Origin of the sequence: Bradyrhizobium sp. USDA 241 (genome assembly GCF_049739505.1) — a bacterium.
Classification (GTDB): domain Bacteria; phylum Pseudomonadota; class Alphaproteobacteria; order Rhizobiales; family Xanthobacteraceae; genus Bradyrhizobium; species Bradyrhizobium liaoningense.
The window spans coordinates 2,049,017-2,072,839 of record NZ_JBMGPZ010000004.1; the positions used below are offsets into that span (position 1 = coordinate 2,049,017).

Consider the following 23,823-nt stretch of genomic DNA (forward strand, 5'->3'; position numbering starts at 1 on the left):
GTTCACGAACCTCGATGCGAGTTGCCGCCATGGAACCGGCCGAAGTGCCGCGCGCAAAAGAGGCTGAGGAGCAGGGCGCCGAGTCCGAGTGCGGCGATATCGCGCGTATCCATCAGGGCAAATTCGCCGACACGACAGACCAAGAGATACCCGACGACGACGTTGAAGAATCCCCAGAGCACGTTGACCGTCGAGGAGGATAGCCCTTGCCCTGCGGGCTGCGCGAACGGGCTCTGGAACGGCTCGCCTCTCAGACCGCTGACGAGATGCGGAATGGCGTTCGCAAAAAAGGCGCCGCCAAAGAAATAGGAAACGAGATGAAGCCAGTTCATGCCTGCGCGCTCCGTATTGCCAGCAGTTCGACAATCGCCTGCGTCGAGCCGGTCTCGCCGAGCCGCGGAAAGACATTTGCAACGCTGTAGTCGTGAGCCTCGGAACGCGAATCGGTCATGGCGTCGATAGCAAGGGTGACGTTGAAGCCCGCCTCGTAGGCCTGGCGCGCCGTGGACTCGACGCCGGTGCCGGTGGCGACGCCGGCGACGACGACCTGCGTGACGCCGCGTGATCGCAGTTGGCTCTCGAGATCGGTGCTGGCGAATGCGCCCCAGGTGCGCTTGGTCACGGCGATATCGTCGGGCTGCCGATCGAGTTCCGGAATGAGATCGGTCCATCCATCCGGAAACGGACCGCCGGCACGCGGCCGCTCCGTGCGGCCCGGTGCTCCGCCGTTGACGTTGACCAGCACGACCGGCAGGCCATGGCGCCGAAACGCAGCGGCAAGCGTGCAGGCGCGCCCCACGACGTCGCCAATGGAATGAACGAGAGGTAAGCCGACGATGCCGTGTTGCAGGTCGACGACAATGAGGGCAGTGATCGGGTCGAGCGTCGTGAGAGCCATGATTGGATCCTTCCGGCAGCCGGATGTTCCGGCAAGGTCGCGTCAATCGTCGACAAGCCGCTTGAGCAATGCGACGGCGGCGGCCAGTTCGTCCTGCTCCCGCGATGAAAGCCGCGTCGAAATGGTGCGCGAGAGCCAGTCCTGCCGGGCAGCGCGGCCGACCCGGATCCAGTCGCGGCACGCCTTTGTCAGCGAAAGAATGGTTTGACGGCCGTCTTCGGGATCCGGTGAGCCGCTGATCAGACCCGCAGCCTGAAGCGCGGCGACCGCGGCGCTCATCGATTGCGGTCGCATCTTTTCGGATCGCGCCAGGCTCGACACCGTCGCGGGGCCGTCCTTTTCCAGACGCAGCAGAACGGACACCTGGGATGGCGTCAGGTCCCCCGGGGTGGCCTGCTCGCGAAGCCGGCGCTTCAGCTTTCCAACCAGCGAACGGAGGTCTTCCGCGAGCGCGCTGGCGCGCGCGGAATGGCGTGGGTCGGGCGAATTAATCATGACGGAGCGAATAGCATATACGAAGATAAACTGTAAAGTTTACCTGTGCAAATAGTCTGAACAAGATGCCGTGAGCAGGGACGGGTCCGGTCGTCGCCGTGGTGACTGGCCTGCTCATTTTGGGGCGTCTTCGGATCGACGCGCCGCCGCGTATTCGCGTGCTGCGCTTGGCAAGGCGACCATTTGAGATTGCCGTTCAGCGCTGATGCGTTCTTAGAACCATTCAATACTAGAGGGATTCAAGTCCGCTTGCGGTTCCGCTCGCGCTCCGTGCCTGTTAGACGCGCCAGCTTCAATGCTGCGTCTGACCTGGAAGTGAATCGAACGTGCGTGCTTATCTGGATGGCCAATGCACCAGCGGCCACCGTCATCGTGCCGGCAAGAGCCGCGCCGGTCTTCTCATCACAGCGGCTGTGCTACTCACCGAATGTCCCTCCAACGTGACGCCCGCCCAGGCGCAATCGGTGTTGCCGCCGGTGACGGTCGACGCGCCGGCGCAGCGGCCGAAGCCGGCGTGGACATCGGATCAGTCTTCACGCCGCCCGCAAGCCGCCGCGCGCCAGCGTAGTCGCAATGCCGCACCCGCAGCGCCGACGCTCTCGGAGCGAGCGGCCGCGGAAGCCGCCGCACAGCAAGCCGCAAAGCTCGGCTACCGCGCGATGCCGAGCGCGACCACGCTGCGCAGCGGAGCCTCGCCGCTCGACACCTCGCAGGCCGTCAATGTGGTGCCCGCGCAGGTCCTGAAGGACCAGCTCCCGCGCAACATCGACGATGCACTCGTCAATATCTCCGGCATCACCCAGACCAACACGCTGGCCGGCACCCAGGACGCCGTGATCCGCCGCGGCTTCGGCGACAATCGCGACGGCTCGATCATGCGCAATGGCATGCCGCTGGTGCAGGGCCGAAGCCTCAATGCCGCGGTCGAAAGCGTCGAGGTGTTGAAAGGACCGGCCTCGCTGCTCTACGGCATCATGGATCCCGGCGGCATCGTCAACACCATCAGCAAGCGTCCGGAGCTCTATCAGCACGGTTCGGTCACGCTGCTCGGTTCGACCTATGCGAACAACCGCAGCGGCGCCGACGGCACGCTCGACATAACCGGTCCGATCGGCGACGGCGGTCTCGCCTATCGCTTCATCGGCTACGGCGTCAGCGAGGACTATTGGCGCAATTTCGGCCGCCACCGCGAAATGCTGGTGAATCCGTCGCTGGCCTGGTACGGCGACACAACGACGGTGCAGCTCACCTATGAGCACCGCGAGTTCATCACTCCGTTCGACCGCGGCACGGCTTTCGTCAACGGCGCTCCGCTGGCGATCCCGAAGACGCGCCGGCTCGACGAGCCCTTCAACAACATGTGGGGCACGTCCGACCTGGTGCAGGCTTCCGTCGAGCAGAAGCTCGACGACAACTGGAAGGTCACGGCGGCCTACAGCTACAACACCGAGACCTTCAGCGCGAACCAGCTTCGTATCACCAGCGTCAACGCAACGACCGGCGTTGAAACCCGCAGCAACGACGGTACGCGCAACTCGCTGAGCAACGCCAGCTACGGCACCTCCTATCTGCAAGGCGACGTCTGGGTGGGCGGTTTCCGCAACGAGATCCTGTTCGGCGGCGAGGCGCTGTATCGCACGATCGATCGCCACGATTTGATTCGCCAGGCGACGCCGAGCTTCAATTTCTATAACCCCGTCTACGGACTGGTCACGCCGGGCACGACCGTTTCGGCAACCGACGGCGAGCAGACCGACAAGCTCGGCACCCGCAGCTTCTTTGCCCAGGACACCTTCCATCTGACCAACTGGCTGTCCGTGGTCGGCGGCGTGCGCTGGATGGAATATGAGCAACTCGCGGGAAAAGGGCGACCCCGTTTCGTCACCGCCACCAATCTTTCGGGCGACAAGGTTCTGCCGCTCGGCGGCGTCATCTTCAAGTTGAACGACCAGCTCTCTTATTACGTGAGCTATACGCAGTCGCTGAAGCCGACATCGGTCATCCCGCCGTTCACGGCCGGCTTCGTTATCGATTCCACCATTGCGCCCGAAGAGGGAACGCAGTGGGAGACCGGTCTGAAATTCGACGTCAACAAGCGACTGTCGGGCACTCTGGCGGTCTACGACATCCAGAAGAAGAACGTGCTGGTGCTGGACGACATCGGCGGTGGCAAGTCGGCGGCGCGCACGTCCGGTGCGGCCAGGTCACGCGGCGTCGAACTGGACGTGACCGGCAGGCTGACCGACGAATGGAGCATGATCGGAAGTTACGGCTATACCGACGCACGGCTGATCAATGATCCCGTTGTCGGCAATGCCAAGCTGTTCAATGTTCCAATGAACACGGCTTCGCTCTATCTCGTCTACGATTTCGGCGACAGGCTCCCCGGACGCCTGCGGCTGGGCGGCGGCGCGCATTATGTCGGCGATCGGGCGGGCGACTCTGCCAACACGTTCTTCATGCCGGCCTATACCGTGGCGGACATTTTTGCCACGTACGACACGAAGATCGATCATCTGCCCGTGACTTATCAGTTCAACGTCAAGAACCTGTTCGACAAACTCTACTATACATCCAGCACCGGGAGCGCTTTGAACGTCGCGATCGGTGACGCGCGACGCTTCTCGCTGTCGGCAACGGTGAAGTTCTAGCGATGACGGCGCGGATCGGGCATACGGTCAAGGCGGTCCTGTTCCAGGTCCATTCCATCGCGGGCCTCGTCCTCGCGCTGCTGGTGTCCCTGATCGCGCTGACCGGCGCGATCATGAGCTTTGAGGACGAGATCGTCGATCAACTCAACGCCGGCATCATGCAGGTCGCGCCGCGCCAGGTGCCGGCGCTGATGCCTGATGGGCTGGTGGCGCGGCTGAAGGCGGGGCAGGATGTCGGCAAGGTTTCGGCCGTCACGCTGTCGAGCGATCCGGCGGCGGCGGTCCATGTCCGCTTCGCGCGCGACGAACGGGGCGACCGGCCGACCTCGCTCTATGTCGATCCCTATGACGCGCGCATGCTGGGCTCGCCGCGCGGCGAGGCGTTCTTCGCGACGGTGCGCCGGCTGCATCGCTGGCTCCTCATCCCCGGCGACGGCAAGGGCTGGGGACGCCCGATTACCGGCACCGTCGCGCTCGGCCTGATCGTCATGCTGGTGTCGGGCCTGGTGCTGCGATGGCCGCGTCGGGCAGGCAGCGCGAAGATGTGGCTGAAGCCCAATCTCGGGCTCAGCGGCCGCGGATTGCACCGGTCGCTGCACACCGTGATCGGCACCTGGGTCCTGCCGGTCTATCTGACGATAGCGCTCACCGGGCTGTGGTTCTCCTTCGAATGGTACAAGGACGGCGTGACCCGGCTGTTGGCACGTCCTCACGTCACCGCAGCGAAGATGCCCGCAAAGTCGTCGCGGGCGGTCGACCGGTCCGGGACAGCGCAACCGATCGGATTCGATCAGGCATGGACGACGTTCCAGCGCGAGGAAGGCGGCCGCTTCTCCAGGGCCCAGTTGACGCTGCCGGCCGGCGCGGCCACCGTCATACGGATACGGTCGTGGGGGAAGGACAGGACCCTCGAAACCACGCGCGATGAATTCCGCATTGACGCGGTCACCGGGCAGATGGTCTCCGCTGAGCGCTATGACGACAAGACATTCGGCGAGAAGATCATCGCGGCCATCTACGACATCCATCGCGGCGCGATCCTGGGATGGCCGGGCAAGCTCGCGTTCATGATTGCCGCGGTCCTGATGCCGTTGTTCTCGGTTACGGGAATCCTGCTCTATCTGTCGCGCCGCAGGCTGCGCCGTCCGGCGCAACCGCCGCTCGGGCGGCTCGTTCCCGGCGAGTGAGCCGGCAAGGCTAGCCAACGCGCTCTCAATCGTTCAAAAGCCCATGGCTTGTCCTCGTAGGGTTCATGCCATGAAGCTTCCGACCGTCACCCCCGCCGATATCCGCAGTGCGCTCTTGCTTCGCGAGGAGATAGCGCTGCTCGACCTCAGATATGAGGCGGCCTTCGCGACCGGACATCCGCTGTTCGCTGCCAACATGGCCGTGGATCGGATCGCAGTCGAGGCCGAGGTCAGGTTGCCGCGCAAGGATGTGGCGATCGTGCTCTATGATGGCGGTGATGGGTTGGTTGCGCCCGGCGCCGAACGTCTCGCCGCGCTCGGCTACACCAACATCAGCGCGCTCGAAGGCGGGCTGACGGCCTGGCGCGCAGCGGGCTTTGAGGTGTTCGAGGACGTCAATTCCTACTCGAAGGCGTTCGGCGAACTGGTCGAGTCGCGACGCCATACGCCCTCGCCTGGCGCCGACGAGGTGGCCAAACTCATCGCCGACAAGGCCAACATCGCCATCCTCGACGTCCGCCGTTTCGACGAATATGCGACCATGAACATTCCGGGCTCGGTCAGCGTGCCCGGCGCGGAGTTGGTGTTGCGGGCAGGGCAAGCCGCACCCGATCCCGAGACGACGATCATCGTCAACTGCGCCGGCCGCACCCGCTCGATCATCGGCACCCAGTCACTGATCAATGCCGGCGTGCCCAACAGGGTGCGCGCGCTGCGCAACGGCACCATCGGCTGGACGCTGGCGCGGCATCAGCTCGATCACGGCGCTCGCAGGCGCGGCGCGATCGGCCCGTTCGAGGGCGGACCGGCCAATGCCCGCGATGTCGCCTACCGCGCCGGTGTTCGCCATATCGGTGCGAACGAGATGTCGGCGCTTGCCGCGCAGACCCATCGGACGCTCTATCGCTTCGACGTGCGTGACGCCGAGGAATATGCGGCCGGCCATCTCCCCGGTTTCCGGCACTATCCCGGCGGCCAGCTCGTCCAGGAAACCGACATGGCCGCGCCCGTGCGCGGCGCGCGCATTCTCCTGACCGACGACAAGAGTGTTCGTGCCGACATGACGGCGTCCTGGCTGGCGCAGATGGGCTGGGAAGTCTATGTGCTCGAGGACGGCTATGACGGTGCGCTCGAGGTCGGCCCGCCGCACGTCCTGCCGAAGCCGGATCCGGCACACCGCTACCGCCGGCCCTATGAAGGCACTGATGTGGCCGAAGCTGCGATGCAGGCCTATCTCGACTGGGAATACGGCCTCGTCGAGCAGCTCCGCCGCGACGGCACGCACGGGTTCTACGTGATTTGACGGAGCTGGTGGGATGCCAGGTCCACCCATCGCCTCGCCATCTTCTCCCCGTATGCAAGCCCTATTGTGCTGCGCATCGCCCACGGTCTATGAGCTGCGGCAATGCTGTGACTTACGGAGATTCCATGCCAGCCCCAGGCCAAAGCCCTGAGCGAAGCGCCAAGGCGCTGCTACTCGAAGGCGTCAATGACAGTGCCGTGGACCTGTTCAGGAGCGCGGGTTTCACCAATGTCGAGCGGCTGACCAAGGCGCTGGACGGCGAGGATCTGCGGCGGGCGATCAAGGGCGTATCGCTGCTCGGTATCCGCTCGCGCACCCAGATCACCGATGAGGTGCTCACGGCATCGGACCAGCTGCTCGCGGTCGGCTGCTTCAGCGTCGGCACCAACCAGGTCGATCTTGCGGCGGCGCGCAAGCGCGGCATTCCCGTGTTCAACGCGCCGTTCTCCAACACGCGCAGCGTCGCCGAGCTCGTGATCGGCGAGATCGTGATGCTGCTGCGGCGGATCTTTCCGCGCTCGGTGTCGGCCCATGCGGGGGGCTGGGACAAGTCGGCGACCGGCAGCCGCGAGGTGCGCGGCCGCACGCTGGGCATCGTCGGCTACGGCAATATCGGCTCGCAGCTCTCGACGCTGGCCGAAGCCATGGGCATGCGCGTGATCTATTTCGATCGCACCGACAAGCTTCGTCACGGCAACACCGAGCCGGTCGAGAAGCTGGACGAGCTTCTGGCGCAGAGCGACGTCGTCAGCCTGCACGTGCCGGAGACACCGGAAACGGCCGGCATGATCGGCGAGAAGGAGCTGCGGGCGATGAAGCCGGGCTCGTTCCTGATCAACAACAGCCGCGGCACCGTGGTCGATCTTGACGCGCTTGCCGGCGCCCTGCGTGATGGTCACCTTGCCGGCGCGGCCGTCGACGTGTTTCCGGTCGAACCGTCCTCGAATTCCGATCGCTTCAAGAGTCCCATTCAGGGCCTCGAGAACGTCATCCTCACCCCGCATATCGGCGGCTCGACCGAAGAGGCGCAGGAGCGCATCGGCGGCGAGGTGGCGCGCAAGCTGGTCGACTATTTCATCACCGGCTCGACCATGGGTGCGGTGAACTTCCCGGAAGTGCAATTGCATCTTCGTCCCTCCGGCGCGCGCTTCAGCCATGTCCATCGCAACGTGCCGGGCATGCTGCGGCGGCTGAACGAGGTCTTCCTCCAGCGCGACATCAACATCGCCGCGCAATATCTGGAGACCGCCGGCGACCTCGGCTATGTCGTGCTCGACGCCGATCTCGGCGGCCAGGACTCCGGCGAGCTGCTCCAGCAGATCCGCGCCCTCGACGGCACCATCGGCGCGCGGCTGGTGTTCGAGCACTAAAGCGTTTCAAGCGAGGTGGATATAAAGAAAACGCGTCAGCCAGAATCTAGAGCCGTTTCCGTTCCGATCGCATCAGAACGGAAATAGCTCCAGACCACCCCACGTTCCGGTTGCAACTTGTCGCAACTGCACCCACACTGTCGTCGAATTCGGCCCGGTCAAGAATCGCGTCGAATTTGAGCTTCAGTTGCGTGAGTGTCCGCCATGGAACGGGACGCCGTACTGATTGATCTCGCGCTTCAGGGCGGCGGTTCGCACGGCGCCTTCTCCTGGGGCGTGCTCGACCGTCTTCTGGAAGAGAAATGGCTGGAGATCGCCGCAATCTCCGGAACCTCCGCAGGCGCGATGAATGCGGCGGTTCTGACGGACGGCTGGGCAGCCGGCGGCGCCGAGGGCGCGCGAGAGGCGCTCGACCAATACTGGCGCCGTGTCTCGAAGGCCGCGGCCTACAGCCCGCTACAACGCTCTCCGCTCGATCGCTTGATGGGGCGCTGGACCCTCGATACGTCGCCCTTCTACATCCTCACCGATTTGATGTCGCGTGTGTTGTCGCCCTACGACCTCAATCCGACCGGCTACAATCCGCTGCGCGCGGTGCTGGCCGAGAGTATCGATTTCGAACGCCTCGTGCGCTCGCCGATCCAGCTGTTCATCACCGCGACTCGGGTGCGCACCGGGCGCGGCCGTATCTTCCGCAACGCGGAGATCACGGCGGATGTGCTGCTGGCATCGGCCTGCCTGCCGACCATGTTCCGCGCAATCGAGATCGACGGCGAGCCCTATTGGGACGGCGGCTTCGCCGGCAACCCGACGATCACGCCGCTGGTGCGCGAGAGCGACGCGCATGACACCATTCTCGTCCAGATCAATCCGACCGAGCGGCTGGAGGATCCGCGGACGGCTGCGGAAATCCTCAACCGGCTCAACGAAATCTCATTCAACTCGCCGCTGATGAAGGAGCTGCGCATGATCGCGCTGCTGCGCCAGGCGGCCGATCCGGGCAGCGGCGAGGGCGCGCGCTGGGCGAAGATGCGCACACACCGGATCAAGAGCGACATGCTGGCGAAGTTCGGGGCTTCCTCGAAGCTCAACGCGGAGTGGGAGTTCGTCTCGATGCTGCGCGCCGAGGGACGCACGGCCGCGGACGTCTTCCTCGGCGAGCACGGCGCGGATATCGGCCGTCGTTCGACCGCCGATCTCGACGTCCTCCTGTCGGAGTGCTGAGGCATGGGTCTCCTCGGCCTCCTCGTCGGGCTCGGCCTGCTCGTCCTGTTCGCCTTCCGCGGCTGGAGCGTCCTGTTGCTCGCGCCGTTCGCCGCACTCATTGCCGCGTTGTTCGGCGGTGAGCCGCTGCTCGCGAACCTGACCCAGGTGTTCATGGTGAACGCGGCGGGATTTCTGGCGCAGTTCTTCCTGATCTTTCTGCTTGGCGCCGTCTTCGGCAAGTTGATGGATGACAGTGGCGCGGTGACGTCGGTCGCCGGCTTCATGGCGGAGCGCCTCGGCGAACGGCGCGTGATCCTGGCGGTCGTGCTCGCCGGCGCGCTGGTCACCTATGGCGGTGTCAGCCTGTTCGTTGCGTTCTTCGTCATCGTTCCCATGGCACGCTCGCTGTTTCGTGCCGCTTCGATTCCGCGTCGTCTGATCCCGGCCGCGATCGTGCTGGGAACGTCGACGTTCACCATGTCGGCCCTGCCTGGCACGCCGTCGATACAGAATGCGATCCCGATGCCGTTCTTCGGCACGACGCCGTTTGCCGCGCCGGGCCTCGGCATCGTCGCCTCGCTCATCATGCTCGGCACCGGATTGTGGTGGCTGCATCGCGCTGAAGCTGCGGCGCCGCGCTGGAGAAGGCTATGGCGACGATGCCGAGGGCGCGATCGAGCAGGCCGCTGCCGACGAGCTCGTGCGCGAGCGCGCGACGACTGCCCGCGAGTTCGATCCGGCGGAGCTTCAGTACGGTCATCGCAGCGAGCGGCCATCGCCCGTGCTGAACGCCATGGCGCCGCTCGTCGTCGTCGTGACCGTCAATCTGGTGATGTCGCTCGTGGTGCTGCCGCGGCTCGATGTCAGCTATCTCGCTGAGCAACGCTTTGGTGACACGACGCTTGCAGCCGTTGCAGGCGTGTGGTCGGTCGCGGCGGCGCTGGCTGCCGCCATCGTCACGACCATCGCGCTGAACTGGGCGCGCCTGCCGGCGCTGCGCCGGACCATGGACGCCGGGGCCAATGCGTCGGTCCTGCCTGCGTTCAGCGTCGCCAGCCTCGTCGGCTTCGGCGCCGTCGTGGCCTCGCTGCCGGCGTTCACGATCGTGCGCGACTGGGTGCTGGCGATCGAAGGGGGACCGCTGGTCTCGCTCGCCGTCGCAACCAACATCCTGGCCGCACTGACAGGGTCGGCATCGGGCGGCCTGACCATCGCCCTCGACGCCCTCGGCCCGACCTACGTCGAGCTTGCCGCGCGGACCGGCATCGACCTTGCGTTGATGCATCGCGTGGCGGTGATCGGTGCGGGTACCCTCGACATCCTGCCGCACAACGGCGCAGTGGTCAGCCTGCTCGCGATCTGCGGCCTGACACATCGTGACAGCTATTTCGACATCGTCATGGTGGGCATCGTGACCTCGCTCCTGGCGCTGGTGGCGGTGATCGCCCTGGGCACTGCGCTGGGCTCGTTCTGACGGAAAGCCGGCGTAAGCGATTGACGTAAGGGCGAAGGTTGCATTGAATGCGGCCAACTTCCGAACGCAACAGAACAAGCCGGGTGGAAACGATGAAGCGAAACAGAGCGAAGCTGTGTGCATGGCTCGTGGGCACTGCGGCCGCAATGAGCGCGAGTGGTGCGTTGGCGGTGACGCTGGCGGAGGATGCCGAGACGGTCTGCAAGGGGCTGATCGGCGGCACCGATGCCGTGAAGATCGATGCCGCGACGTTTCAGTCGCCATCGACTCTCGCTGTTGCCGAGCGCGGCCCGACGCCGTCAGGGCGCATCACGCCCGCCAATCCTGCCTTCTGCAAGGTGCTCGGTCATATCGATCCTGTCGATCGCCAAGCGCCGCCGATCAAATTCCAGGTCAACCTTCCCGTCGAATGGAACGGCCGCTCGCTGCAATATGGCGGCGGCGGTTTCAATGGCGCGCTGATCACCGGCCTTGCGCTGCCGCCGGCCTATCCCTTCGACAAGCCGTCGCCGCTCGCGCGCGGCTTCGTCACCTACGGCACGGACTCCGGCCACGAATCCAGGCCGGGCGAGCCGCCGCAGTTGTTTGCGCTGAACGACGAGGCCTTCGAGAACTTCGCCCATCGCGCCTACAAGAAGGTGCGCGACGCGGCCGTGACCCTGATGCAGCGCGCCTACGGCAAGAAGCCGGACAAGATGTACTTCATGGGCTCGTCCGAAGGCGGCCGCGAAGGCCTGACCATGGCGCAGCGCTACCCCGATGATTTCGACGGGATCTTCGCGCGGGTGCCGGTGATCAACTGGGTCGGCTTGCAGCATGCCGGAACGCGCTCGGGCCTGGTGACCATGGGAGAGGGCTGGATCAATCCGGCGCAGGTGAAGCTGGTCGGCGATGCCGTGCGGGCGGCCTGCGACAAGGCCGACGGCTCCGACGATGCGCTGGTGCAGGATCCGGTCGCCTGCAAGGCGGCATTCAAGGTCGAGACGCTGCGCTGCGCGGCGGGCCAGAGCGGTGATCAGTGCCTCACCGATCCCCAGATCAAGGCGATCAACGCGCTGCATGCGACCTACAAGTTCCCGTTCGCGCTCGCCAATGGCCTCGACGACTATCCGGGCTGGGGCGTCTCGGGCGAGGACACGCCGGCGATCGGGCCGACCGGCGGCTGGGTCGCGTGGTGGCTCGGCACCGCGCCGCCGGCGCAGCCGCCTGCGCCCAACAACGGCATCGCCTGGATCTACGGAGCCGGCGGCATTCAATATGTCTTCGCGCGCGATCCGAAGCTCGATGTCACCACCTACAACGTGGAGCACCACAAGGCGCGGCTGCTCGAGGTCTCGAAGCTGATGGATTCGACCGATCCCGACCTCAGCCGCTTCCGGATGCGCGGCGGCCGTCTGATCATGCTCGAGCACATGGCCGACTATGCGCAGAGCCCCTATGCCGGCATCCGCTATTTCGAGAGCGTCGAACGCAAGATGGGCAAGGCCGAGACGGCGGAATTCGCGCGGCTCTACACCGCGCCCGGTGTCGACCATGTCGGCTCCGGCGCGCCGGCCAATGTCGACATGCTGAGCGTGCTGGTCGACTGGGTCGAGAAGGGCAAGGCGCCCGGCGATCTCGAAGTCAGCGAGCAGAAGGTCGAGGCACCGTCGTTCGCGACGCTGCGCGCGCTGCCGCTGTGCCGCTGGCCGGCCTGGCCGCACTACAAGGCGGGTGCGGTGACGGAGGCGTCGAGCTTCACCTGTGCGCCGTGACGAAACGGCTCGTTTGACAATCGCCTCCTGCCCGGCCATATACTTCGCATGCGAAATAATGAGGCCGCAGCGAAGCATCATCGGCTGATCTACCTGCTGAGCGTCGCGCACCGGCGCCTGCAGCGCTGGATGGCGGCGCAGCCGCAGAACACGGTGACGCCGGCGCAGGCTGGGCTGCTGTTCATCCTCGGCAGGCAGGACGGCGTCCTGATCGGCGAGGCGGGCGCGGCGCTCGACCTGGGGCCGGCCGGCATTTCCGGCCTGGTCGACCGCACCGCAGCCGCAGGTCTGATCGAGCGCCGCGCCGATCGCGAGGATGGCCGCGCCTGGCGCATCTGGCTGACGCCCAAGGGGCGCAGCGCGCTGGCGCAGGCGAAGACCTCGGCGGCCGAGGTCAACGCGGCGCTGACGGAAGGATTCACGGCTGCGGAGATCGACATCGTCGCACGCTGGCTGACGAGCATTCAGAACAAGTTTCCAAGAGGAGCAGACGAATGACCGAGCACGTCCGAATCGAGAGCAACGGCGGAATTCTCACCCTGACATTGGCGCGTCCCGACAAGAAGAACGCGCTGACCGATGCGATGTACGGCAAGCTGGCGGACACAATCGAATCCGCCGAGTTCGATCCGTCCGCTCGCGTGATCCTGATTCGCGGCGAGGGCGACATGTTCACCGCCGGCAACGATGTCGGCGAATTCGCCGCGGTCGCGGCAGGCAAATCCGAAGGCAGCCGCAACGTCGTGCGCTTCATCCAGTCGCTGGCGCGCTGCACCCGGCCGCTGGTCGCAGCCGTGCAGGGCCGTGCCGTCGGCGTCGGCACTACGATGCTGCTGCATTGCGATCTCGTCGTGCTCGCCGACAACGCGCAATTGTCGACCCCCTTCGTCAGCCTCGCGCTGGTGCCGGAGGCCGCCTCCAGCCTGCTGATGCCGGCGCGCATCGGCTATGCGCGCGCCTATGAGATGTTCGCGCTCGGCGAGACCGTGCCCGCCAGGTCGGCGCTGGAATGGGGCCTTGCCAACCGTGTGGTGCCGCTCGACAAGCTCGATGCCGAGGCGCTCGCCCTCGCGCAGCGTCTCGCCCGTCAGCCGCTCGGCGCGCTCACGGCCACCAAGAAGCTGATGCGCAACGGCGAGGCGCTGGTCGCGCAGATGCAGGCCGAAGGCGAGCAGTTCGCGCAGCGCCTGCGCACCGCCGAAGCACGCGAGGCGTTCACGGCGTTCGCCGAGCGCCGCCCGCCGGATTTCACGAAGGTGGCGTGAGGCGATCTCCCGACAGAGTGGCAGCTTCCGAGGTCCATATCATTTGAAATAAACCTTAACGAAACTTTGGCATGTCCCCGTGCAAGATGACCGCTCGTGACGAGTAGGTCTTTTGCTCCATGTCAATTTTTAAGAAATCGGTAAGCACGCTCCTCCTGGTCCTGATGACCCTGCTGGCCGCCGGTGCGCTGACCAGCACGGCCATTCAGATGGGCGGGGCCTTCAGCCGCTACAGCGACAGCCTGGAGACCGAGCGGCTCGCGAATGCCGACAAGGCGATTTTCCAAGGCGTGCTGGCTTTGCGCAACAATCGCGGCGATGCCCAGAGCGCGCTGCTCGGTGAGGACGATCCGCGCGCCAAGCTGGGCGCCGCCGAGAAGGCCGAGCAGGCCGGCTTCGATGCCATCGCCGCTGCGCTCTCGACCGTCGAATTCGCGCGGCGCGACGAACTCGCCGGCACGCTGAAGCAGCGCTGGAGCGAGGCCGCGCCGAAGTTCCAGCTGTTCTACGACGAAGCCAGGTTGCCCCGCGCGGAACGCAAGGTCGAGCGCACCGCATCCTGGTACGATTCCGTCACCAAGGTGATCGAGACCGCGAACCTCGCGTCCACCGCGGTGTCCAACCGTGCCTGGATGAACGATCCCTTCATTGCCCGCATGATCCAGGGCCGCCGCCTCGCCTGGCAGGTGCGCGATCGCTATGGCATCCAGTGCTCGACCCTGCGTCCGAACGTCAACGGCTCAAAACCGCTCGACGAGACCCAGAAGCAGACCGTGGCCGGATGGAATGGCACCATCACTGCCGGCTGGGCCGGTATGGAGGAACTGCTGGCTGCGCCTGATGTGACGGCGGATCTCGTCAACACGGCCAGGGAGGCCCGTGCCAAGACTGACGGGGTTCTCAAGCAGATCGGCGAACTGACCAGGAACTTCGACGGCAGCGGCCGTCCCGCGATGCCCGCCTCGGAATGGAATGCGTTGTGCCAGTCGCCCTTCGCGTCCATCGTCGCGGTCGCCAACAAGGCGCTCGACCTTTCGATCGCGCGCGCGGAGACGGTTCAATCGAAAGCCCTGACCAATCTCATCGTGCAGTCGTTCGCATTCCTGCTCGCGCTGGCTGTGACCCTGGCCGGCGTATTCGTGGTGCGTCATCGCCTCATGCGCCCGGTGCGCGCCATCCTCGATGCCATTGCGCGCATCAGCGCGCGCGATTATGCGACGCCGGTTCCGCAATCCCGCCACCCCGACGAGTTCGGCACCATGGCTGCCGCGCTCGAGAGCCTGCGCGAGAGCGCAGCGACCGCGGAACGGCTGGGCCGGGAACGCGAATCGCAACAGGCGCTCCAGCTCGCCCGGTCGGGCTCTGTCGATGCCGCCTGCCGCAGCTTCGACGACACGGTGCAGGCGGTCATCCAGAGCGTCGTGGCCTCGACGCGGGAGCTCGACGCCACCGCGACCGGCGTGCGCTCGCTGGTCGCGGACTCCAGCAGCCAGACCGCCGCGGTTTCGTCCGCCGCCGAGCAGGCCACCAACAATCTCGAGACCATCGCGGCCGCGACCGAGGAGCTCTCCGCGTCCGTCGGCGAGATTTCCGCGCAGGTGCAGTCGAGCGCCCGCGAGGCCCGCGAGGCCGTGGCGCAGGCCGAGCAGACCAACGCGACGGTCGAAATCCTCGACCAGACCGCGAGCCGCATCGGCGAAGTCGTAAAGATGATCAACGCGATCGCCGCCCAGACCAACCTCCTGGCGCTGAACGCCACCATTGAAGCCGCGCGCGCGGGCGAGGCCGGCCGCGGCTTTGCCGTCGTCGCGGGCGAGGTCAAGAGCCTCGCGTCCCAGACGGCGACAGCGACGGAAGAGATCTCGCGCCAGGTCGAGGAGATCCAGGGCGCCACAGGCCAGGCCGTCGCCGCGATCCGCTCGATCGGCGGCGCCATCAGCGGCATCGACGAGAAGATGACGGCGATCGCGGCCGCGGTCGAGCAGCAGCGCGCGGCGACCACGGAGATCTCGCGCAACTTCCAGCAGGCTGCCCAAGGCACCCGCGAGGTGACCGACACTATCGGCAGCGTCGCGAGGCTCAACCAGGAGACCGGCAACGCCGGCACGGTGCTGTCGGAGTCCGTCAAGAAGATGTCGGCCGACGCCGATCGCCTGCGCGTCGCGGTCGAGGGCTTCTTGGGAGCCGTGAAGACCGCGTAGTTTCGTTCTCTCACCATCCGATGTCGCGCGGGCATTGCCGTCGGTCCGCCTGGCGGGTACATCTGTGGCGCCTCGCTCCGCGAGTGCTGAGACAGACGTAAGACATATCAGGGATGGAGAGTTCGATGCCGGTCGCGCCACAACAAAAGGCCCAGCGCCCCTATCGCGGTGTGTTCCCGGTCGCGCCCACCATCTTCGACGAGCGCGGCGAGCTCGATCTCGAGGGCCAGCGCCGCTGCATCGATTTCATGATCGATGCCGGCTCGCACGGCATCTGCATCCTCGCCAATTTCTCCGAGCAGTTCGTGCTCACCGACGCCGAGCGCGAGGCCGTGATGCATGCGGTGCTGGAACATGTGGCTGGCCGGGTTCCCGTGATCGTGACCACCACGCATTTCAGCTCGGCCGTGTGCGCGGCGCGCAGCAAGCAGGCCGAGGCGGCCGGCGCCGCTATGGTGATGGTGATGCCGCCCTATCACGGCGCGACCTTCCGGGTCCCCGAGAAGGGCATCGTCGAATTCTTCAAGGTGCTCTCGGGCGCGATCGACATCCCTATCATGATCCAGGACGCGCCTGTGGCCGGCACGCCGCTCTCGGTCGAGCTGCTGGCGCGGCTGGCGCGCGAATTCGCCAATATCCGCTATTTCAAGATCGAGGTAGCAGGCGCGGCTGCAAAGCTGCGCAGCCTGATCGAGGCGGGCGGCAGCGATATCGAAGGCCCCTGGGACGGGGAGGAGGCGATCACGCTGCTGGCCGATCTCGACGCCGGCGCCACCGGCGCCATGACCGGCGGCGGCTATGCCGACGGCATCCGCCAGATCATCGATCCGTATTTCGCCGGCAAGCGCGAGGAAGCGAAGGCCGCCTATGAGCGCTGGCTGCCGCTGATCAATTACGAGAACCGCCAATGCGGCCTGATCGCCTGCAAGGTCATGATGCAGGCCGGCGGCGTGATCAAGTCGGAAGCCGTGCGGCATCCGCTGCAGCCGCTGCATCCGGCGACGCGCGCGGGATTGCTGGAGCTCGCAAAGGAGCGCGACGCCCTGGCGCTGCGGTGGGGGAGGTAAGTCTCTCCATCGTCATTGCGAGCGAAGCAAAGCAATTCACGAATGTGTCCGCGGAGACAGTCTGGATTGCTTTGCTTCGCTCGCAATGACTGGGTCTGCCCATTTCGGCTGTAGGGCGTCGAATTAACGCGATTCCGCCAGTTTCGCGCAGCCCGGCGATGGCATATTGTACGCTCGCCAACCGGCCCTGCGGAGAATCCCAAGACATCGCGCAATACCTCTTCACGATGCCGTTATCCCGAGGCAGGTTGGCGCAAACCGACAGAACAGGGAGGCAGTGCCATGACGATGAGGCCGGATCCCACCTTTCACGCGTCGCCCAAGCTTGCGATGGAAGCACCTGCGGAGAACTTTGCCTACACGTTGCTGCTCAGTCCGGACTTCTCGAAGCCGGATGCTCTCGCGGTCATCGACGTCAAGCCGGGATCGCCGACCTATAGCCAGATCGTCCACACCGTGACGATGCCCAACAAGGGCGATGAGTTTCATCACTTCGGCTGGAATGCCTGCTCCTCCGCCTTGTCGCCGCTCGCCGGACATGCCTTCGTCGAGCGGCGCTATCTCATCATTCCCGGGCTGCGCTCGTCGCGCATCTACATTATCGATACCAAGCCCGATCCGACCAAAGCCAAGATCCACAAGATCATCGAGCCAGAGGAAGTCTTCAAGAAGACCGGCTATTCGCGGCCACACACGATCCATTGCGGGCCGGACGGCATTTACGTGAGCACGCTGGGCGGCGGCGGCAAGGACGGTACCGACGGCCCTCCCGGCGTCTTCATCATGGATTGCGAGACCTTCGAGGTCCTCGGACGATGGGAGATCGACCGCGGTCCACAGACGCTGCACTATGATTTCTGGTGGAATCTGCCGCGCGACTACATGGTGACGAGCGAATGGGCATTGCCGCCACAGTTCGAGAACGGGATCGTCCCGGAAGATCTGCTTGCGAACAAATATGGACATCGTCTCCACTTCTGGGATCTTCGCGCACGTCGCAACGTCCAGACCATCGATCTCGGCGCCAATCATCAAATGGCGCTGGAGGTACGACCGGCGCACGATCCGGTTCGCGAGTACGGCTTCGTAGGCGTCGTGGTCGACACCACGAATCTCGAAGCATCGATCTGGACATGGTGGCGAGAAGGCGGGAAATTCCACGCGGAGAAGACGGCGACGATCCCACCCGAGCCAGCGCCAAAGGAGAAGCTCCCGCCGCTGCTCCAAGGCTTCGGCGCCGTGCCGCCGCTGGTGACCGACATCGACCTGTCGATGGATGACCGGTTTCTCTATGTCTCGTGCTGGGGCACGGGTGAAATGCGCCAGTACGACGTCAGTGATCCGCGCAAGCCGAAGCACGCGGGTTCGGTCCACATCGGCGGCATCGCGCGCCGCACGCCTCATCCGAACGGCAAGGCATTTGCGGCGGGTCCGCAGATGGTCGAGATCAGCCGAGACGGCAGGCGCGTTTACTGGACCAATTCGCTCTATTCCACCTGGGATGACCAGTTCTATCCCGATGGGGTTCCGGGCGTTGAGGTCATGGCCAATGTCGGTCGCAACGGCGGCCTCGAGCTCGACAAGGACTATTTCGTGAGCTTCCCCGACGGATATCGTGCGCACCAGATCAGGCTCGAGGGCGGCGACTGTTCGACGGACTCCTTTTGCTACCCGTCGGTCTAGATTGGGGGCACGCGAGCCCGGCACTCGGCTGGCTGTGGCTCGCGCTTATTGCGAGCGGCCTCTACCACGGCGTCAATCCGGGGATGGGATGGCCGCTCGCCGTTTCGGCCGGGCTCATGGACAAGAGCCCGCGCGCGCTTTTCCGGGCTCTGTGGGCCCTGTCGGCCGGCCATCTCCTTGCTACGCTTCTCGTGCTGCTGCCATTCGCGTTCCTGCTCGTGCTGGCGGAGTGGCAGCGTCCGATCCAGCTGGTCGCGAGCCTTCTCGTCATCGGCTTCGGCGTCTATCGGCTGGTCGACCGGCGTCATCCGCGCGCGCTGGCACGAATTCCGCCGACGCAATTGGCGCTGTGGTCATTTGCCGTGGCCATTGCGCACGGCGCCGCCTTGATGCTCGTGCCGATCTATCTCGGGCTATGCCAGGCCTTCGAGCTCGATGCCGGCCATCAGGCGGCGGGCGAGTTGATGAAGGCAAATGTCGGGATGGCGGTGCTGGTGTCCCTGGTGCACGTTGCCGCCATGGTCAGCGCCGGCGGATGTCTGGCTTGGCTGGTCTACCGCTATCTGGGATTGAGGTTCGTCTCGCGAAGCTGGTTCAATCTGGATGCAGTCTGGGCGACCAGCCTTGTTCTGGTCGGCGCCGTGGCGCTCGCCTTCAATCTTGCGAGCTGGCACTGAGGTCTATCGTGCCAAAGCCCATTCGCCGATGATGCCAAAGCGCGCCTTGGTCTCGTCCTGCTTGAACAGTGCGAGGCGGTCGATCGCCAGCGCGCCGAGACGAAGCGAGGCAAACCTTCCCCGCAACATCTCCAGAATCGGCCCGCGGCGCTCTGCATCCAGCCGGCCGGTGAGCGTCATGTGGAAGCGGAACTCCTCCATCACGTAAGGGTAGCCCCAGCGGTCGAGATAGTCGCGCTGCCGCTCGGTGAGTTTTTCGGGCCTGCGCCGCGCACGATCTTCCGCGGTGAGGGCCGCGCGGAAGGAGTCGAATTCACGGACGCAATCAGCGGCAAGCTGCTGGAGAGCGTCGACCGGCTCGGCCGGAATGACGGCAATGAAGCCGCTGATGGTATCGACGACGGGACGGATCACTGGAATTGTCCGCGATTGGCCGGCGAACGTCGCGCAGGCCGCCATGAGCTCGGCCTCGGTCCTGCCTGATACCAGCGCCATCGGCGCCTTCAACGTGGCGTGAAAGCCGTATTTGCGGGGATCGGTGGTGATGTCGCGCCAGTCCGGAGCAATCTGCAGCGCCTCGCGCGGGAACGGCACCTCGTCGCCCGTGCGGGCGTCATAGCCGAGCAGCTCGGCGCCGAAGCGGGAGAGGGAGCCGTCGGCGCCGGCGGCAAAATAGATCGCGTAGCGGGGGAAACCTGTCATCGACTCAGCATAGCCAATTTAAGCCGCGACGACAGCCTCGCGCGGCGCCGCTACGGCAGTGAGCAGCCTTGTCGCATCGGTGAGATGGACGAGCTTGCCGCCTGAGATCACCGCGATCAGCCGCGGCCGCAGCTTCACGCTGTCGTCGATGAGGAGAATGTCGGCGCGGCGTCCTTCCGCGAGCATGCCGCGATCGGCAAGGCCGGTCGCGCGCGCCGGGCCGGCGGAGACCAGATCCCAGGCCTGTGCCAGCGGCACCACGCCATCGGCAGCGAGGCGGAACGCGGCGAGCAGCTGTGCGGGATAATAATAGTCCGACGCCAGCACCGAGCAGAGCCCCTTGGCGATCATGTCGGAGGCCCTGGTCCAGCCGGTGTGACTGCCGCCGCGCACGACGTTCGGCGCGCCGTAGACGATGGCATCGCCGTGGCTCGCCGCCGCCCGCGCCGTCTCCTCGTTGATCGGAAACTCCGCGATGTCAGCGCCGAGTTCACGAAACTCCCGGCGCATCGCCGGCGTTGCGTCATCGTGCGAGAGCATCCGCACGCCGGCCGCGCGGGCAGAGGCGGCGAGGCGCGACACCGAAGCGGGTACCTCGTCGGCGCGCGAAACCACGCGCTCGACCAGCCGGTCGAATTCCTCGCTCGAAAGTCCGGTGCGCTCCACCATGCGGTTGCGCTTGCGCGGCTTGGCCATGTCGGCGACGGTGCCGTCCATGTGGTCGTTGAAGGCGAACAGGTCGACGCGGCCCTCGGCGAGCCACTGGGCGATCTCGGGTTCGGCATCGAGATTGTAGGTCTCGTGGCGCAGATGGAAGCGGGTGTCGGCGGCGAATTGCGGGCGCTGCCGCTCGATCGCCTCCATCAGGCCGCGCGCGTTGTCGGCGCTGCGCAGGCCCGGCTCCCAGGAGCAGGTCGTGGCGTGAAAGACGGTGGTGATGCCGTTGCCGATCGCCTGGCGGTCGCTGTCGGCGAGCGCGACGTCGATTGGAAAATCGACGCCGGCGCGCGGCATCATCTGTCGCTCGAAGGCATCGCCGTGCAGATCGACGATGCCGGGCAGCACCAGCAGGTCGCGAGCATCGATCGCCAGCCGCGCACGGCCGCGCGAAGCATCGACCCGCGCAATATCCGTTCCTGACACGAGGAGTGAGGTTTCGACGAACTCGGCGCCGATCAGGGTCCGGCCGCCTTCGAGGAATATGTCTGTCACGCGATCGCGCTTCGTTTGCTGGCCGGAGGATTGGTGAGAGAGCTCGCCCGTGCTTCGTATGTCGAAAGAAAATCTTCAATGCCGAGCTTGCGGAAATCGGGCAGCGCCGCGCGCAATTTGTCGTGATCCCAGTCCCACCAGGCGAGCTTCGCAAGGCGCCCGGCGATCTCCTCCGAGAACCGCCGTCGCACGATACGGGCCGGATTGCCGGCGACGATGGTGTAGGCCGGCACGTCCTTGGTGACGATGGCGCCGGCCGCGATCACCGCGCCGGTGCCGATGTTGCGACCCGGCAACACGATCGCGCCATGGCCGATCCAGACGTCGTGGCCGATATGGATGTGATGCTGGCGCCGCCAGTCGAAGAACTCGGCATCGTCGCTCTCACCCTCGAAATAGGCGCTGGAGCGGTAAGTGAAGTGCGCCTGTGTCGCGCGGTGCATCGGATGGTTGCCGGGATTGATGCGCGTCATCGCCGCGATCGAGCAGAACTTTCCGATAGTGGTGTAGGTGATCTGCGAATCGTTGACGACGTAGGAGTAATCGCCCATCGCCACTTCATGCAGGATCGTGCGCGCGCCAACCTCGGTATAGGCGCCGAGCCGGGTCTCATGCAGTTTGGCCGAGGGGTCGATGGTCGGCTGAACCGAAAGAGCTTTGGTGGCCATGTTGCATCCGAGCTGCGAGGGCGGGCGTTCCTCTTCGAGCGGATTCATGACAATGTCATGACGTGGCGATGACAGGGGATGACGTGTGCAGGATCGCTGCGCTGCAACGGCCGTGTCACACAAGTGTTAAGCATGGACGTTAGCGATTGGCTCCAGCTACTCTGGAGCCCTGCATGCTGGTGGTCGATGGTCTGACGTGTCGCTTCGGCGCAAAAGCCGCGGTGGACGATGCTTCGTTTGAGGTCTCCCCCGGTGGCTTCGTCGGTGTAATCGGGCGATCCGGCGCCGGCAAGTCGACATTGTTGCGGACGATCAACCGCCTTGCGACGCCGTCGCAGGGACGCATCCTGTTCGACGGCCTCGACGTCACCGCGTTGCGCGGCAAGGAGCTGCGGCAGTGGCGTGCCCGTTCGGCCATGATTTTCCAGCAGTTCAACCTGGTCGGCCGGCTCGACGTGCTCACCAATGTGCTGATGGGACGCCTCGCGACGATGCCGGCCTGGCGCTCGCTGCTGCAGGCCTGGCCCGAGCAGGACAAGGCGCTGGCGATGTCCGCACTGGAACAGTTCGACATCGCCTCGCTCGCCGCCCAGCGCGCCGATCAGCTCTCGGGCGGCCAGCAGCAGCGCGTGGCGATCGCCCGCGCATTGGTGCAGCAGCCCGATATTATTCTGGCCGACGAGCCGATCGCCTCGCTCGACCCGCGCAACACCAAGATCGTGATGGATGCGCTGCTGCGCATCAACAAGCATTTCGGCATCACCGTGCTCTGCAACCTGCATTCGCTCGATCTCGCCCGCAGCTATTGCGACCGCCTGATCGGCATGGCCGCTGGCCGCGTGGTGTTCGACGGCGCGCCGTCCGCGCTGACCGACCAGGTCGCGCGCGAGCTCTACGATCTCGAGGCCAACGAGGCCATGGGCGGCATGCCTGTGCCGGCGTCCGCCGGCGTCCCGGCGCTTGGAACGGCCGCTGCGGCCTGAGCCGCGGCGCATCCTTTGAGTTGCAAGTTTCTTGCGTCAACCGACCCCAACCGATGAAGAGGGTATCATGATCACTCGCAGATTAGTCCTTGCCGGCGCCGCCGCGCTCGCGTTCACGGCCTCCGCCTCGGCCAGCGACTGGAAGACCAAATACCCCGAGCTGACCTTCGCGGTCGTGCCGGCCGAGAACGCCTCGGGCGTCACCGAGCGCTGGACCCCGTTCGTGGAATACCTCTCGAAGCAGCTCGGCGTGAAGGTCACGCTGCGCATCGCCAACGACTACGCCGCTGTGATCGAAGGGCAGCGCGCCGGCAATATCCACATCGCGAGCTACGGCTCGGCCTCGTTCGCCCGCGCCCGCCTGACCGGCGTCAAGACCGACGCCTTCGCCAACGACATCAACGCCGACGGCTCGACCGGCTACTACTCGGTGTTCTTCGTCAAGGCGAGCAGCGCCTACAAGAAGATCGACGACCTCAAGGGCAAGAACCTCGGCCTCGTCGACCCGAATTCGACCTCCGGCAACAACGTGCCGCGCTTCGAGCTCGACAAGTTGGGCATCCACGATGCCGACACCTATTTCAGCAAGGTCGTCTTCACCGGCAGCCACGAGAACGCGATGCTGGCGCTGGCGCAGGGCACGGTCGACGTCGCGGCCAACCAGTGGACCAGCGATAATGATTCCACGCTGGCGCAGATGCTGACCAAGGGCATGCTGAAGAACCCCGACGGCTCGGCGATGAAGAAGGACGATTTCCGTATCGTCCATAAATCGGCGCCGATCATCAACGGCCCCTATGCCTACAATTCCGACCTGCCGGAAGACGCCAAGGCCGCCATTGCGAAAGCGTTCTTCGACGCGCCGGCCAAGGACAAGGCCGCCTTCGACCGTCTCTCCGACGGCCAGAAGAAGGGTTTTCATCCCGCCACCACCAAGGACTGGGATGGCACGATCGAGCTGATCAAGTTCGTCGATGCGCTGCGTAAAAAGAAGGCGTCCTGAGTTTTTGGGACGATGCACCTGAGC

20 protein-coding genes and 1 pseudogene are annotated in these 23,823 nt (G+C 65.4%); 15 read left to right on the forward strand and 6 right to left on the reverse strand.

The genetic code is table 11. The annotated features are described in order from the left end of the window. Nucleotides 1–2 precede the first annotated feature (2 nt). Genes ABIF91_RS19435 through ABIF91_RS19445 form a run of 3 tightly spaced genes read right to left on the reverse strand, consistent with a single transcriptional unit; the run spans nt 3 to nt 1,393 of the window. Nucleotides 3–332: a hypothetical protein gene (locus tag ABIF91_RS19435; protein WP_028176593.1), complete on the reverse strand. Its 330-nt coding sequence runs from the start codon at nt 330–332 to the stop codon at nt 3–5. Beyond that, the gene (locus ABIF91_RS19440; protein WP_028176592.1) at nt 329–898 is read right to left on the reverse strand and encodes an isochorismatase family protein; all 570 of its coding nucleotides are present in this window, start codon (nt 896–898) and stop codon (nt 329–331) included. The genes ABIF91_RS19435 and ABIF91_RS19440 overlap by 4 nt, the downstream gene beginning before the upstream one ends. Before the next feature lie 42 nt (nt 899–940). Further along, nucleotides 941–1,393, reverse strand: a complete 453-nt coding sequence (locus ABIF91_RS19445; protein ID WP_028176591.1) for a MarR family winged helix-turn-helix transcriptional regulator — start codon at nt 1,391–1,393, stop codon at nt 941–943. A gap of 326 nt (nt 1,394–1,719) precedes the next feature. On the opposite strand from ABIF91_RS19445, the gene ABIF91_RS19450 reads away from it, so the two are divergent. The 13 genes and pseudogenes from ABIF91_RS19450 to ABIF91_RS19510 all read left to right on the forward strand — a co-directional run bounded on the left by ABIF91_RS19450 (nt 1,720) and on the right by ABIF91_RS19510 (nt 19,231). Continuing rightward, complete coding sequence (locus ABIF91_RS19450) at nt 1,720–4,044, forward strand: TonB-dependent siderophore receptor (protein ID WP_424579314.1); 2,325 nt, start codon at nt 1,720–1,722, stop codon at nt 4,042–4,044. Nucleotides 4,045–4,046: 2 nt separating this feature from the next. Next, nucleotides 4,047–5,231 (forward strand): PepSY-associated TM helix domain-containing protein, encoded by a 1,185-nt coding sequence (locus ABIF91_RS19455; RefSeq protein WP_028176589.1) that lies wholly within the window; start codon nt 4,047–4,049, stop codon nt 5,229–5,231. Nucleotides 5,232–5,301: 70 nt separating this feature from the next. After that, a complete protein-coding gene (locus ABIF91_RS19460) occupies nt 5,302–6,534 on the forward strand; it encodes a rhodanese-like domain-containing protein (protein WP_028176588.1) in 1,233 nt (410 codons plus the stop codon). Between the two features lie 125 nt (nt 6,535–6,659). After that, on the forward strand, nt 6,660–7,904 hold the full coding sequence (gene serA, locus ABIF91_RS19465) for a phosphoglycerate dehydrogenase (protein ID WP_028176587.1): 1,245 nt from the start codon (nt 6,660–6,662) through the stop codon (nt 7,902–7,904). Between the two features lie 204 nt (nt 7,905–8,108). Continuing rightward, the gene (locus ABIF91_RS19470) at nt 8,109–9,128 is read left to right on the forward strand and encodes a patatin-like phospholipase family protein (RefSeq protein WP_028176586.1); all 1,020 of its coding nucleotides are present in this window, start codon (nt 8,109–8,111) and stop codon (nt 9,126–9,128) included. 3 nt (nt 9,129–9,131) lie between these two features. Next, a pseudogene (locus ABIF91_RS19475) lies at nt 9,132–10,584 on the forward strand (GntP family permease). Nucleotides 10,585–10,676: 92 nt separating this feature from the next. Further along, nucleotides 10,677–12,338 (forward strand): tannase/feruloyl esterase family alpha/beta hydrolase, encoded by a 1,662-nt coding sequence (locus tag ABIF91_RS19480; protein ID WP_028176585.1) that lies wholly within the window; start codon nt 10,677–10,679, stop codon nt 12,336–12,338. Between the two features lie 48 nt (nt 12,339–12,386). Further along, entirely contained in the window at nt 12,387–12,836 is a 450-nt protein-coding gene (locus ABIF91_RS19485) for a MarR family winged helix-turn-helix transcriptional regulator (protein ID WP_028176584.1), read from the forward strand. After that, on the forward strand, nt 12,833–13,603 hold the full coding sequence (locus ABIF91_RS19490; protein WP_028176583.1) for an enoyl-CoA hydratase: 771 nt from the start codon (nt 12,833–12,835) through the stop codon (nt 13,601–13,603). Before ABIF91_RS19485 ends, ABIF91_RS19490 begins: the two co-directional genes overlap by 4 nt. A 119-nt stretch (nt 13,604–13,722) precedes the next feature. Further along, nucleotides 13,723–15,804, forward strand: a complete 2,082-nt coding sequence (locus tag ABIF91_RS19495) for a methyl-accepting chemotaxis protein (protein ID WP_028176582.1) — start codon at nt 13,723–13,725, stop codon at nt 15,802–15,804. Between the two features lie 125 nt (nt 15,805–15,929). Next, nucleotides 15,930–16,871 (forward strand): dihydrodipicolinate synthase family protein, encoded by a 942-nt coding sequence (locus ABIF91_RS19500; protein ID WP_028176581.1) that lies wholly within the window; start codon nt 15,930–15,932, stop codon nt 16,869–16,871. A 282-nt stretch (nt 16,872–17,153) separates the two neighbouring features. After that, a complete protein-coding gene (locus ABIF91_RS19505; RefSeq protein ID WP_035669230.1) occupies nt 17,154–18,554 on the forward strand; it encodes a selenium-binding protein SBP56-related protein in 1,401 nt (466 codons plus the stop codon). Between the two features lie 83 nt (nt 18,555–18,637). Further along, nucleotides 18,638–19,231 carry a hypothetical protein gene (locus ABIF91_RS19510; RefSeq protein WP_085966093.1) on the forward strand — a complete coding sequence of 198 codons (594 nt, stop codon included), beginning with the start codon at nt 18,638–18,640 and terminating at the stop codon, nt 19,229–19,231. A gap of 3 nt (nt 19,232–19,234) precedes the next feature. Here ABIF91_RS19510 and ABIF91_RS19515 read toward each other — a convergent pair whose 3' ends face one another. From ABIF91_RS19515 to ABIF91_RS19525, 3 genes are read right to left on the reverse strand one after another with little or no spacing between them, the layout of a single operon-like run. Further along, the gene (locus ABIF91_RS19515; RefSeq protein ID WP_028176578.1) at nt 19,235–19,933 is read right to left on the reverse strand and encodes a DUF1045 domain-containing protein; all 699 of its coding nucleotides are present in this window, start codon (nt 19,931–19,933) and stop codon (nt 19,235–19,237) included. An 18-nt stretch (nt 19,934–19,951) separates the two neighbouring features. Beyond that, the gene (locus ABIF91_RS19520) at nt 19,952–21,145 is read right to left on the reverse strand and encodes an alpha-D-ribose 1-methylphosphonate 5-triphosphate diphosphatase (RefSeq protein ID WP_028176577.1); all 1,194 of its coding nucleotides are present in this window, start codon (nt 21,143–21,145) and stop codon (nt 19,952–19,954) included. Continuing rightward, a complete protein-coding gene (locus ABIF91_RS19525) occupies nt 21,142–21,813 on the reverse strand; it encodes a chloramphenicol acetyltransferase (RefSeq protein ID WP_028176576.1) in 672 nt (223 codons plus the stop codon). The genes ABIF91_RS19520 and ABIF91_RS19525 overlap by 4 nt, the downstream gene beginning before the upstream one ends. Before the next feature lie 173 nt (nt 21,814–21,986). Between ABIF91_RS19525 and phnC the strand changes: the two genes are divergently transcribed. After that, complete coding sequence (gene phnC, locus ABIF91_RS19530; RefSeq protein ID WP_028176575.1) at nt 21,987–22,796, forward strand: phosphonate ABC transporter ATP-binding protein; 810 nt, start codon at nt 21,987–21,989, stop codon at nt 22,794–22,796. A gap of 67 nt (nt 22,797–22,863) precedes the next feature. Continuing rightward, nucleotides 22,864–23,799 carry a phosphonate ABC transporter substrate-binding protein gene (phnD, locus tag ABIF91_RS19535; protein ID WP_028176574.1) on the forward strand — a complete coding sequence of 312 codons (936 nt, stop codon included), beginning with the start codon at nt 22,864–22,866 and terminating at the stop codon, nt 23,797–23,799. Nucleotides 23,800–23,823: the final 24 nt, after the last annotated feature.